The following is a 13304-nucleotide window of genomic DNA, read 5'->3' as shown; positions in this document are numbered from 1 at the left end:
TACTTGGCTGGTGACGGCCCGGGAAACTAAATCAGTGCCGACATTATATATTCCTCCTTAGCTCAGTCGGTAGAGCACTCGGCTGTTAACCGAGTTGTCGCCCGTTCGAGCCGGGCAGGGGGAGCCAAAAATGAAGAGAGATACTCAACTGAGGTAGCGTTTCTTATGGAGGTGCGGCTATCTTTTGGTTGAGTGTCTCTTTTTTATTTTTTTATAATGCTATTAAATTGTCAAGTTCATATTATATGGTTTACGGACTCGGTTTTAGTGGTTTTCACGTAATGTGAAAACCACTGGAAAGACATTATGTACGAAGACAAGGTAACTTATCACTTTAAAAGGACAACTATCGGTGGCCTTTTTTCGTTACATACAGCTGTCTGCAAAAATGCAGGCGGCTGTAATTTTTTATGAAAGGTGTGAGTCTATTGAACAATGCAAATCATAAGAATCATTACAGAGAAAAAAGAGAGGTGAACTATAACATTGATACGATATTTAGATATGTTCGCAGGAATCGGCGGTTTCCGCTCAGGCCTTGAACGAGTCGGCGGCTTTGAGTGTGTCGGTTACTGCGAGATAGACAAATTCGCAAAACAGGCGTATGAAGCACTTTACGACACATCAAAGGAGGAGTATTTCGATGACGCAAGAAAAATCATCCCGGAAGGCTTGCCGGATATCGACCTTATTTGCGGAGGTTTTCCATGAGTGCGACACGTTCCTAACTGAAAAGGTTGGGCACTAATAAAATATAAAAGACCTTGCAAAATGGCAAGATGAACGGCTAATCGAATATGTGAGAAAGAAATTTAAATGGTACACTCCACAAACGGTACGTACGGTTGAGATTCCATAATCAAGTGACCCGACTAAAAAGCGTCCGCTTGGAATACCAACAATTATGGACAGGCTGATACAGCAATGTATCCTACAAGTATTAGAGCCAATATGCGAAGCGACTATCCGTGAATGGGAGGTGAACACATGATACACTTCATCGCAGGAGCAATGTTCGGCGGAACTGTGGGAGTTCTTGCTATGTGCTTCTGCATAGCGGCAGGCAGAGCTGATAATGAAGAAGCTCCACTCAAATGAGTGGAGCTTACCATACATATTGTATGGAATAACATTAAGAAAGACTATATTTTGTAGCAGAAGCATTGCCGCTTTTAACGATATACCCTTTTTCTACTAATCGGGTAAGTGTGCTGATCGCAGTTGTTTGCGAGCATTTTGTAAGCTCTTGTACTACAGGTCGTGTGATATATGCATTATCTTTAAGATAATCAATAATGGCTTTCTCTCTTTCAGATAGGTTGGCAGAATCTTTTGAGGAACGAACAGTACAATAATTGAAGTTCGGCAAGGTTATCTTGAAAGCATTATCTGTGATATCTACAGTCGGCTTCACATCGGACTCAGAGTAGCATTCGTTGATCTTAGGCATACCAGTTCCGTATGCTTCAATAAGATGAAGCCGATAAAAGACTTCGGCAAGGTTTTTGTTCCGAGGGACAGAAATACCGAGCATTATGTCATTGGCAGAGATTCCTTTGGGAAGTCCTCCGATAGTCACAAATTCCATACGATCGTCAAAGATGCTTATTAGTGTACTTGCAGAGTAGCTGTATTCTCTGTGAACTATTGAATTCAGCAATGCTTCACGAATTGCTTCAATAGGGTAGTCATATATATCTATCCTGCGAAGTCCTTCAAATTCTGAGCGGATATGATTGAATTGACCGATATAACTATACGTTTCTTCAAGCTGCTTAAAAAGGGAGCCTGAAAATTCACGACGATCCTTGAAATTTGTCTTGACAGAGCCTTCAAATACGGCAAATTTTATTGTATGCTCACATTGATCTGATAACAGCAGCGCAAGGTTAGAATAGGTCCCGTCCTCAGATATGAGGTGAAGCGTCCTTTTTTGTTCAGTACCGAAAGGCAATGATCTTTCTGCAAAATACTTATCAGCAGTATCAAACGTCAGATCCTGAGTAAGCGAACGCTCTGTCTCGTAATTATCACCGGCTGTTTCACGGATAAGACTTAGTATTCTTTCTTCAGATGCAGGAACATTTGCTGATCCCTGACGTATATATACACCTTCGGGACGAACACCCTTGCCTGAAAGGAAATAAGGTCTTGCAGTACCACGCTGTACACTTATTTTAACTATATTCTTTCCATCCATTACTAAGACTTTTATATCAGTGAACATTGTAACATCAGGACGGATCGAATCACGGAGAGAACTGCTGAGCTTTAGTTGACAATCATCAGTATCTTCAACTCCGACTGGAGTACCGTCATTGTCAATGCCAATGAATATGCTTCCGCCGGTTGTGTTTGCAAAAGCAATGACGCTCTTTTTGATATCATCAACATATTCACGCTTGAACTCGGTAATTTCGTTTTCTATCATCTTATGCCTCCAATCTAACAGCTATCTAACAATCTAACGGATATATAACACATTATAACCGATAGATTGGGAAATGTCAAGAGAAAACAATGACAAAATCAGTCGAGATATGTATTTTGGCGGCTTGAACAAAACAGAGGTGGCGCATTTATTGGTTTTAGGAGTAACCTAAGGAATACAGAGATATTTGAAAGGAGATAATATGCAAATAAACAGAGAGATCAACGGGTGTGAGGTGATCATTACTTTTAAGCCTCAATCAGAAGATATAAAGGATAAGGTTTTGTGGCTGATCCTTGAATGTTTTAAGAGCAGAATCAACGATTATATAAACAGCAATTCAAGTAACAGCTTGTCGCATAGCAAGTGAGTCGGTTTTGCACAAAAAGTGCCGAGATAATTCGTTGGCATTGGTGATACCAATTCGAGACAAAGTGTGGTATTGTTGTTGGTGAAAGAACGGGCCGGTTCAAAAAAACAAGGAGAATTATATATGGAAAACAATACTTATCATATAGACGGAACGGCTGCTTGTGATCCTGCTTATATGTATAATGATACAATGACGAGTTCAGTTCCGGATATTAACGAGAATGTGCATCGTCATATCGGTATCAAGAAGATTATAATAGAAAAAGAAGTTCAAGAACATAACGATCCTACTATTTTGAAAAATGTAGCAGGTTGTGAAGTGACCATTACCTTTAAGCCAAGGTCAGAATGTAAGGAAGATATTAAGGACAATGTGCTCTGGTTAATACTGGAAGCATTCAAGGAGCGTATAGGCATACTGTCCGATGATAGATCATCAGACAAAGGAAAATGTGAATTGAAAGATGAACTATCAAATAATATACTATTATAATAAAGGAAGGATATACATATGGGAGAGGTTGTATATACACTTTATCGAGTTTCAACAACCAAACAGGTGGATAAAGTCAAGGATGATATCCCAATGCAGCGAGAGGCTTGCAGGGAGTTTGCCCAGAGGATGGGCTGGACTGTCGGAAAAGAGTTTCTCGAAAAAGGTGTATCTGGCTTTAAAGTATCAGCGACCGACAGAGATGCGATACAAGAACTAAAGGCAGCGGCACTGAGAAACGAATTCCAGATACTGCTGGTGTTCATGTTTGATAGGATCGGACGAATAGATGACGAGACACCATTCGTAGTAGAGTGGTTTGTGAAGCATGGTATAAGAGTATGGAGCGTTCAGGAAGGAGAGCAGAGATTCGAGAGCCATGTGGACAAGCTCATGAACTATATCCGATTCTGGCAGGCTTCGGGAGAATCTGAAAAGACTTCCATGAGAATAAAAACAAGAATGCAGCAGCTTACCGCAGAAGGAAGTTATACAGGCGGCGGCGTTCCCTTCGGATATCAACTTGAAAAGAGGGGGCGTTTGAACAAGAGGGGAAAGGAGATATATGACCTTGTAATAAATCCGGTCGAAGCAGAATGGGTGGTGGAGATATTTGAGAAAACTGTCAAATACGGATACGGTTCTCATAGGCTCGCCACCTATTTAAATGAAAACGGAGTCAGGACTCACAGCGGTGCTAAGTTCCAATGTAATACCATAATACGAATACTGAGAAATAAGCTGACCTGTGGATACATGGTGTCAGGAGATACAGTATCACCACATATGAAAGAGCTTCAGATCATAGACGAGAAGATGTTTGAGAGAGCTCAGTACATACTTGAACAAAGAGCAATGAAAAACAGTGATGAAAGACAGATAGCATTATCTACCAAAAGTCAGGCGATGCTGTCAGGAGTAATGTTCTGTGCACACTGTGGCGGACGAATGACATCGAATATGCATACAGAGAAGTACACAGTAAAATCGACAGGAGAGGTTAAAGAAAAGCACTACCTCAGATACATATGCTATCACAGGTGCAGAAAATTATGCGACTGCGATGGGCAGTCAGTATATTCAGCCGAAAAAGTGGATAAGGCGGTCATAGAGGTAGTTGCATCGATATTCTCAAAAATAAGCGACGCTCCCGATGAAGCTGAGCTCAGAAAGGAATATAACAAGGAAATGCAGAAATGCAGGGCTAAACAGACTAAGCTTGGCACTGAACTGAAGAAATACCAGAAACAATATGATAAGCTGAATGAGGAAATCGCCAACACATTGATAGGGGAAAGCTTCTACTCTCCGGAGCAATTCTCTGCTGCAATGACAACTGTTCAGCAGAGAATAACCGTAATAAACCAACAGCTTGAGAAGATAGGCAATGAAATGGAGCAAAAGAAGGCTTCGATGGAAAAGGTTCGTCCAATGTATGATATGTTCAAAGGCTGGGCAGAGGAATTTCGGATGGCTACTATAGAACAGAAGAAAATGATAATATCTAAGGTCATAAGCCGAATTGAGATAGGCAAAGGATATAAGATAAATATAACGCTTAATATGGAGTATGAGCAGTTCTGTGTGGGATGGAATGGGTTAAATAATTTATAAACATAATTTAACTTGAAAAGAATACTGGATTATGATACAATAATATTGTATCATAATCATTTTGTGGTGGATAAGTGGCAATAATAAAGGTAATACTGCCATTCGGTTTACATAGATTAAATTAGTTAGAGGAGTGCGAGCATAATGTCTGAAAGCCAGAATATATATAGGTATGAATGATGACGGCGAGGTTGTCGGAGTAGAAAAGAGTAAAAAGCTGTTAGAAGATATTCCAAACAAAATAGTAAATGCTCTTGGAATAGTAGCAGATGTTAATTTGCATAATAAAGGCGGAAAGTACTATATTGAGATAATTGTCAGTGCCAATCCTTATCATGTCAGCTATCATGGTGAGTACCACTATAGATCGGGAAGCACAAAACAGCAGTTAGTCGGACCTGCACTTAATCAATTCTTATTGAAAAAGACAGGCATTACATGGGATAGTGTTCCGATAGACGGTATAAAGCCTGAAGACTTCAGACATGACAGCTTTGATATATTCAGAGAACAGGCTGAAAGCAGTCAACGTATGGATTCTAAAGCGTTAAGTGTGGATAATCCGCAGCTTCTCGATAATCTTAATCTACTTAATAATGATATTTCTACAAGAGCAGCGATACTATTATTTCATCATAAGCCTGAAAAGTGGATACCGGGTTCTTTTATAAAGATCGGATATTTTAAGTCTGATTCTGAAATAGTGTATCAGGATGAAGTTCATGGATCACTAATCTCACAGGCAGAAAAGTATTTTTCTTATGCATTATAATTCATAATGAAATCGTCTTTTTTCATAATTATTCTTTTTCTGACAAAAAATATGCTATTATACTATTACAGACAAATCTATTAATTTATAAAACGGAGGTATAAAATGTATAATATATGTGTAGAAGAAAATAATGAAAAAAAGCTTACGGAAGTTATGAACGAGAGGGACATCATTGCCTCTTTGCTCAATCAGCTTGGAATTCCAAGAAATACAGCAGGATATAATTATCTTTTATATATCATATTAAAGATCAATCGCTCGAATAATATAAATGTAAAGCTTACAACTGAGCTATATCCTCAGATTGCAGATGAACTTGATTCGTCCGTTAAAAGAATCGAACGTGGTCTCAGATATTCCATAGAAGCTGCGTGGGACAGAAATAGTGATGGAATAAAGGATATTCTCGGTTATTATGATGACTGCAAGCCTTATTTAAGTGAATTTATATGGTTATTAGCAGATAAGTACAGAATAATTAATAACAAAAAACGATTTACACCAGGATTTTAACTACTAATTACAAGCAAGGGAGTAAGAAATGAAAGATGTATTTGAAATAGCGGTCTGTGATGACAGCAGCTTTGACAGATTTGTAATTGCAGAAATGATAGATGGCTATTTTAAAGACAAGTCTTTTCTGTATCACGTTACTGAATACTGTAATGAAGGTACTCTGATCGACGATATAGAGGAAAGCAACAGATATGATATTATTTTTCTTGACATATACCTTAATAGTCTTCTTGGCATAGAAGTTGCAAAAAAACTTCGTTCAGGTGGCTATAACGGGAAGATAGTTTTTCTTACTGCTTCTGATAAGTATGCAGTTGAAAGCTATGACGTAGATGCTGCAGGTTACTTGTTGAAGCCGCATAATTATGAGAAATTTTGTAATGTAATGGACAGGATTCTCATAGGCAGACGCAAAAATACGATCATAGTTAAGAAAAGAAGCAGCGTAGAATATATTTCCTATGATAATATCAGATATATCGAAAGCTCAAATACGAAATGTCTGATCCATTGCAGTGACGGCAAGGTACATACTATATATACACGTCTTGATCTGATGGAGAACGATATTGATGACAAGCGTTTTTTACGGTGTCATAGAAGTTTCCTTGTTAACCTTTATTATGTAAGAAGTATGAATGAAAATTTTGTTATGGATAATGATGAAATAGTTTTAGTCAGAAAAAAGAGCATTAAGGATATTAGACGTATGTATCTTGAATACAATTCAAATGCTGTGCTAACGGGTGATTTAGCTGAAATAGCGGGAGCGTGACTTTGTGGAACTTATGGATTTTTATAATGCAATAGGTGAAAATTATGATCTGTTACTCAGCAGGCTTCTGAGTTCTGACAGAATAGAAAAATACCTGACAATTTTTTTCAGTGAAAATAGTATTGCAGATCTGAAAAACCAGATCATCAATAATGAATTTCAGTCAGCGATCAATACCGCTCATACTCTCAAGGGCGTCACTGCTACTCTCGGATTTGACCATTTAGCTTCTGATATATGTGGGCTTCACGGAGTTCTGAAAAATAATGAAAGTGAAAAAGCCGGCATACTATGTCAGAAGATCGTGGAAGAATATGAGCGTATCTATAAGCTATGGTGCAATATACATAGTAAAGACGGAGTATTATAACAATCAGCCCTGTAAAGGAGAAACAATATGATAACAATTGAAAAGCTCCGTGAGTTCGGTGCAGACGTTGATGACGGACTTTCAAGATGTCTGAATAAGGCGGAGCTTTATTTAAATCTCGTTGGTAAGCTTACAGAAGATAAAACGCTTTATTTACTTGAACAGCAGCTTGTCAGGAAAGAATTTGATGGGGCTTTTGAGACTGCACACTCGTTGAAAGGAGTGTATGCAAATCTATCTCTTACACCCTTGACCGGACCTGTCACTGATATTACTGAATTGCTGAGAAACAGAACAGATACAGAATATACTGAACTTATGGACAAGCTAAAAAATGAGTTTGAAAGACTGTGTGAATTGTAATAAACAATAAAGCTATGAGGGAACGGTTCTTTTTAAGTGTTCCCTTTTTTCATGATACTAATCAATTTTGGAGGAATAAGCCATGTTTGGCAAGCATTTTGAACTGAACGAACAGACAATGCACATTGTAAAGGCAATAGGAAGAATGATGCCTGGCGGCTTCTTTATATACAGAGCGAATGAAAGTGAAGAGCTGCTTTATGCAAATGCCGCAGTTCTTAGTATTTTTGGCTGCAAGGATATTTCTGAATTCAAAGAACTGACAGGCTATACCTTTCGCGGAATGGTACACCCTGATGACATGGCATCTGTTTCTGGTTCGATTATTGAACAAATCAAGAAAAATGAGGATAATTTTGACTGTGTTGAGTACCGTATAATCAGGCAAGACGGGGAAGTCCGCTGGGTGGATGATTACGGTCATTATACCGAGACAGAAGCATACGGCGGTATATATTATGTGTTTATTTCAGATATCACCAAAAAGCATGAACAGCAGGAGCTTGAAAAGCGCCTTGCCTTTCAGGAAAAGCTTATTGAGGAGCAGAATCAGCGTGAACAGCAGGATAAGATGATAACCGCACTTGCCTCTGATTACAGAAGCGTTTATCATATCGACCTTGATCTGAATGACGGCGTATGTTATCGTGCAGATCCAGAGGATAAGGAGCAGACAGCAGAAGGTGTACACTTTCCATACTATGAACGCTTTAAATGGTATGCTGAGCATTCCGTTGACGAGAATTACCGTGACGGTTTTCTTGAATTTATTGATCCCGATAATATCAGAAAGGCGTTGTCAGAGAATATTATCATTGCCTATCGCTATCTTGCGCACAGGAACGGTTCGGATTATTATGAGATGATAAGAATGGCCGGAGTGCGCCATGTCGAGGACAGGGATGATTATATAGTCCATGCGATAGGTCTTGGACTCACTAATATAGACAAGGAAATGCGGGAAACAATGGCGAAAAACCAGGCATTAAGTGAAGCACTTGAAGCTGCTGAACAGGCGAACAGGGCAAAAACCGCCTTTTTATCCAGCATGAGCCATGAGATACGTACACCTATGAATGCTATAATTGGTCTTGATAGCCTTGCGCTGAGAAAGACAAATCTTGATCCTGAAATAAGGGAGTGTTTTGAAAAGATAGGTGAAAGTGCAAGGCATTTGCTTGGACTTATCAATGATATCCTTGACATGAGCCGTATTGAATCGGGAAAAATGATACTCGGGAAAGAGGAATTTTCATTCCGTGCAATGCTTGAACAGATAAATACTATTGTAATGACACAGTGCAGGGATAAGGGGCTGAAATATGAATGCAAGGTTATCGGCAGTATTTCTGATTATTATATCGGTGATGATATGAAGCTGAAGCAGATATTAATCAATATTCTCAGCAATTCTATAAAATTTACAGATGCTCCGGGAAATATTTCGCTTACTGTTGAACGTACTGCGGTTTTTGAAGATAAATCAACAATCAGATTTATTGTCAAGGATACAGGGATAGGAATGGAAAAGGCATTTTTACCAAAGGTTTTTGACACCTTTGCACAGGAAGATTCAAGCAGAAATAATAAGTATGGCAGCACAGGGCTTGGAATGGCAATTGCTAAGAATATAGCAGATATTATGAATGGTACTATATCAGTAAAATCAGAAAAGGGCGTTGGTACGGAATTCACCGTTGTTGTAACGCTGAAAAACTGCGAGCGTAGCGGAGCGGAAGATGTATTCATTGATTCAAAAGAAATGCGTGTGCTTGTAGTAGATGATGAGGAAGTAGCCGCCGAACACGCAAAGATAGTGCTTGATGAAGCAGGTATCAAGGCTGATATCTGCCTTGATGGCAGGAGCGCACTGAAAATGCTTGAGGTGCAGCATACAAAGCATGAACCGTATAATCTTGTGCTTTTAGACTGGAAAATGCCGGATATGGACGGAATCAAATGTGCAGAAGAGATACGAAAACTTTACAGAAAAGAAACGACTATTATCATACTTACGTCTTTCAACTGGGACGAGATAATGGATAAGGCTATGCATATCGGAGTTGACAGCTTCCTTGCAAAACCGCTGTTCGCCTCAGATGTGATAAGTGAATTTGAGCGTATTGCAAGAAAGAACAATATACTCATGCTCCGCGAAAGAAAACGTGCAGATCTTAATGAAAAGCATATTCTTCTTGCTGAAGACGTCTTTATTAATGCAGAGATAATGAAAGAACTGCTGAAAATAAAGGGAATGATAACAGACCATGCAGAGAACGGAAAAATTGCTGTTGAAATGTTTTCGGAAAGTCAGATCGGATATTATGATGCTGTTTTGATGGACGTTCGTATGCCGGAAATGGACGGACTTGAAGCTACAGCAGAAATACGTTCACTTGGACGCCCCGACGCTGAAAAAGTACCGATCATTGCTATGACTGCCAATGCCTTTGACGAGGACGTTCAATTATCATTACAGGTCGGAATGAACGCACATTTATCAAAGCCTGTTGAAGCAGAGCGTCTGTATCATACGCTGGAAGAACTGATATGGAATGCAGAACAGACCAACTGACATCTGAGAGGATACAACAATGCAGAAAAATAAAGCAATAGCCGCTTTAATTATAATACTGACAATAATAATGACATTTGCTGTACCGATAAGAGTTTCTGCACAGGAACAACCAAAAACGATACGTGTAGGATACTATGAAAATGAAGTCTTTCAGGAAGGCGCAAAAGATGGCATCGTAAAATCGGGATATGCATATGAATATTACCTTAAACTCTCAGAGTACACTGGCTGGGAATATGAATACGTCTATGGTAGCTTCGGGGATGTATATGATATGCTTCTTGCCGGTGAAGTAGATGTTGTTGCGGGACTTGCATATAAGGAAGAACGGAAAGAGCTTATAGGATATCCTGATCTTCCTATGGGAAGTGAAACGTATAACTTTGTGAAGCATGAGACAGATACTGACATTACTGCTGATCCTCAGACATTTAACGGAAAAAAGATAGGTGTGCTGGACAGTGCAATGGTAGATACGCTGAGAGAATATCTTGACAGTCATGCCATAAAAGCAGAGGTAATGGCATTTTCTGATTATGAGGAGCTTTTTTCCGAATTTGATTCAAAGAATGTTGATATACTGGCGGCTGAAGGTGACGGCGCTTACGGCAGAGACCACGCCGAGGTTCTTTTTCCATTCGGAGACTCAAACTATTATTTGTGTGTAAGCAGATACCGCAGTGACATCCTTTCTGAGCTTGATACAACACAGAATATGCTTGCGGCTGATGAGCCTGATTATCTTAATTATCTGAATCACAAATACTTTCCTGTAAGCGTTTCGTCAAGAGCTTTTTCAGCTGCTGAGAAAGAATGGATAGATACTCACAGTGAGATAAGGATTGGATATCTGGAAAACTGTCTCCCATACAGTGACACGGGAAAGAGCGGCAGCGTTACAGGTTTAATAAAGGATCTTATCCCTGAAATATTTAATGACCTTGGGCTTAATAAGATCAATGTGACCTATACAGGATATAAAAACTATGATGATATGATAGCTGCTGTGCAAACGGATATGATAGATGCAGCTTTTCCTGTTGGCGGAGGTCTTTACTATTCCGAAGAAAATGGGATATACCAGTCAAGTCCTGTAATTTCTACCACGACAGAACTCGTTTACAATAACGGATATGATAACGATACAGTAAGCAGTTTTGCGGTAAACCGAAACAACACGATACAGTACTACTATATCATCACAAATTATCCTGATGCAAAAATCATCAGCTGTGATTCTATTGAAGAATGTCTTGAAGCTGTGCTCTCAGGCAAAGCAGGGGCTACTACACTGGATGGCATGAGGGCTACAGATATTCTGAAAAACAGCAGATTCCGCAATCTTTCACACCGTAATATAAGCAGAAATGATGATCGCTGTATCGGTGTAAAGATAGGAAACGAGGAGCTGCTTAAACTGATCAATAGGGGGATTGCAGTTGTTGGCAGTGAATATGCTAATAATAGGGCATACAGATATACAGATGAGCTGTATAATTATGGTTTAACAGAGGCTTTAAGGGATAATGCAGCTGTGTTCGTTGCAATAGCCGGTGTAATAACGGGGCTTGTTATGTTTCTGCTTGTCCGTGATATAAAGCGTTCGAGAAAAGAACTTGCTATTATAGAAAAGTCAAGACTTGAACTTGAACAGGCGAATAAAGAGCTTGATGAGAACAAGGACGCACTTTCCGATGCGCTGTCGGCGGCAGAACACGCAAACCGTGCAAAGACTGTATTTCTCAATAATATGTCACATGATATACGTACTCCTATGAACGCTATTATAGGATTTACAGCGCTTGCGGATTCGCATATAGACAACAAGGAGAAGGTGCGGGATTATCTTGGCAAGATAAGTGTTTCAAGTCAGCATTTGTTGTCTCTGATAAACGATGTACTGGATATGAGCCGCATAGAAAGCGGCAAGGTGTTGATAAATGCATCTGAAGCACACCTGACAGATGTTATAAATGATATATGTACCATTGTTCATGCCAATATTTCATCTAAACAGCTTAATTTCAATATCGACACAAATGACATCATACATGATGATATCTTTGTCGATAAGCTCAGACTTCAGCAGGTATTGCTGAATATACTTTCTAATGCAGTAAAGTTCACTCCCACAGGCGGAATGATAAGCCTGAAAGTTATAGAGAAACAGCTCACGGATAATAAAACAGCATGGTTTGAATTTCGTATAAAGGATAACGGTATCGGTATGAGTGAAGAGTTCCGCAATATGATATTCGATGCCTTTACCCGTGAACAGACCAGTACAGTCAGCGGTATTCAGGGAACGGGACTTGGCATGGCTATCACCAAGAAAATAGTAGATATGATGGGAGGAACTATTTCTGTAAACTCCGAGGAAGGGAGCGGAAGTGAATTTATAGTTTATCTGCCTTGCAGGATAGTTGATAAAGTATCAGAAGATGATGGCACAGACAAGAATAAGGGTGATACAGTCAGTATTCATGATATTAAAGGAAAAACGGTTCTTATTGCAGAGGATAATGAATTGAATCAGATGATCGCAAAAGCAATTCTTGAAGAAATGGGCTTGACAGTTGATATTGCCGAAAACGGAGAAAGTGCTGTCAGAAAGATCAAAGAAGCTGATGCAGGGCATTATTCTATTGTTCTTATGGATATACAAATGCCTGTTATAGATGGCTATGAAGCGGCAAAAAGAATACGTTCGCTAAAGGATGAGGGAAAAGCTGATATTCCTATAGTTGCTGTAACTGCAAATGCGTTTGAGGAAGATAAAAAACTTGCTTTGTCTGTTGGGATGAACGGCCATCTTGCAAAACCGTATGATATCGGACAGATCAGAAAGACACTTATTGAACTATTGATATGAAGTGTGTTTTATCTTTTGTTGTAAACATCATTGTTCTAAATTTTGATTCTAATCTAAAAAATGGTCTTGAAATTATGCTTTTTTTATGATATAATTGCATTAATCAAATATTCAGAATTAAGTGAAGATTTGACACTTTTGGTAT

The 13304-nt window shown here is 39.1% G+C and carries 12 protein-coding genes, 1 tRNA gene and 1 pseudogene; 13 read left to right on the top strand and 1 reads right to left on the bottom strand.

What is annotated here, in order from left to right:
* Positions 1–51 precede the first annotated feature (51 nt).
* From QZZ36_RS06750 to QZZ36_RS06735, 4 genes and pseudogenes are all read left to right on the top strand, one after another.
* Positions 52–127: transfer RNA gene (locus QZZ36_RS06750), tRNA-Asn, on the top strand.
* Between the two features lie 359 nt (positions 128–486).
* A complete protein-coding gene (locus QZZ36_RS06745; protein ID WP_295078813.1) occupies positions 487–711 on the top strand; it encodes a DNA cytosine methyltransferase in 225 nt (74 codons plus the stop codon).
* Between the two features lie 88 nt (positions 712–799).
* Positions 800–961: pseudogene (locus tag QZZ36_RS06740) on the top strand (group II intron reverse transcriptase/maturase); the annotation flags it as partial.
* Positions 962–987: 26 nt separating this feature from the next.
* Positions 988–1098 (top strand): DUF3789 domain-containing protein, encoded by a 111-nt coding sequence (locus QZZ36_RS06735; RefSeq protein ID WP_295078810.1) that lies wholly within the window; start codon positions 988–990, stop codon positions 1096–1098.
* A gap of 34 nt (positions 1099–1132) precedes the next feature.
* On the opposite strand, the gene QZZ36_RS06730 is transcribed toward QZZ36_RS06735, so the two are convergent.
* Positions 1133–2431, bottom strand: coding sequence for an RNA-binding domain-containing protein (locus QZZ36_RS06730; protein ID WP_295078807.1), 1299 nt, complete (start codon positions 2429–2431; stop codon positions 1133–1135).
* A 493-nt stretch (positions 2432–2924) separates the two neighbouring features.
* On the opposite strand from QZZ36_RS06730, the gene QZZ36_RS06725 reads away from it, so the two are divergent.
* The 9 genes from QZZ36_RS06725 (at position 2925) to QZZ36_RS06685 (ending at position 13159) form a co-directional block, all read left to right on the top strand.
* Positions 2925–3296: a hypothetical protein gene (locus tag QZZ36_RS06725; RefSeq protein WP_295078804.1), complete on the top strand. Its 372-nt coding sequence runs from the start codon at positions 2925–2927 to the stop codon at positions 3294–3296.
* 18 nt (positions 3297–3314) lie between these two features.
* A complete protein-coding gene (locus QZZ36_RS06720) occupies positions 3315–4910 on the top strand; it encodes a recombinase family protein (RefSeq protein ID WP_295078801.1) in 1596 nt (531 codons plus the stop codon).
* A 148-nt stretch (positions 4911–5058) separates the two neighbouring features.
* The gene (locus QZZ36_RS06715) at positions 5059–5682 is read left to right on the top strand and encodes an RNA-binding domain-containing protein (protein ID WP_365685865.1); all 624 of its coding nucleotides are present in this window, start codon (positions 5059–5061) and stop codon (positions 5680–5682) included.
* 105 nt (positions 5683–5787) lie between these two features.
* Positions 5788–6198 carry a sporulation initiation factor Spo0A C-terminal domain-containing protein gene (locus tag QZZ36_RS06710; protein ID WP_295078795.1) on the top strand — a complete coding sequence of 137 codons (411 nt, stop codon included), beginning with the start codon at positions 5788–5790 and terminating at the stop codon, positions 6196–6198.
* Between the two features lie 28 nt (positions 6199–6226).
* On the top strand, positions 6227–6976 hold the full coding sequence (locus QZZ36_RS06705) for a LytTR family DNA-binding domain-containing protein (protein ID WP_072952268.1): 750 nt from the start codon (positions 6227–6229) through the stop codon (positions 6974–6976).
* A 13-nt stretch (positions 6977–6989) separates the two neighbouring features.
* Positions 6990–7346: an Hpt domain-containing protein gene (locus tag QZZ36_RS06700; RefSeq protein ID WP_295078816.1), complete on the top strand. Its 357-nt coding sequence runs from the start codon at positions 6990–6992 to the stop codon at positions 7344–7346.
* A 27-nt stretch (positions 7347–7373) separates the two neighbouring features.
* Complete coding sequence (locus QZZ36_RS06695; protein ID WP_295078792.1) at positions 7374–7709, top strand: Hpt domain-containing protein; 336 nt, start codon at positions 7374–7376, stop codon at positions 7707–7709.
* 82 nt (positions 7710–7791) lie between these two features.
* A complete protein-coding gene (locus QZZ36_RS06690) occupies positions 7792–10284 on the top strand; it encodes a response regulator (protein WP_295078789.1) in 2493 nt (830 codons plus the stop codon).
* A gap of 19 nt (positions 10285–10303) precedes the next feature.
* Positions 10304–13159 carry a transporter substrate-binding domain-containing protein gene (locus QZZ36_RS06685; protein WP_295078786.1) on the top strand — a complete coding sequence of 952 codons (2856 nt, stop codon included), beginning with the start codon at positions 10304–10306 and terminating at the stop codon, positions 13157–13159.
* Positions 13160–13304: the final 145 nt, after the last annotated feature.

The sequence above is a fragment of the Ruminococcus sp. genome, assembly GCF_016287535.1.
Lineage (GTDB): Bacteria > Bacillota > Clostridia > Oscillospirales > Ruminococcaceae > Ruminococcus.
Note: the sequence above shows the minus strand (reverse complement) of the source record. Positions and strands in the feature narration are given on the sequence as shown.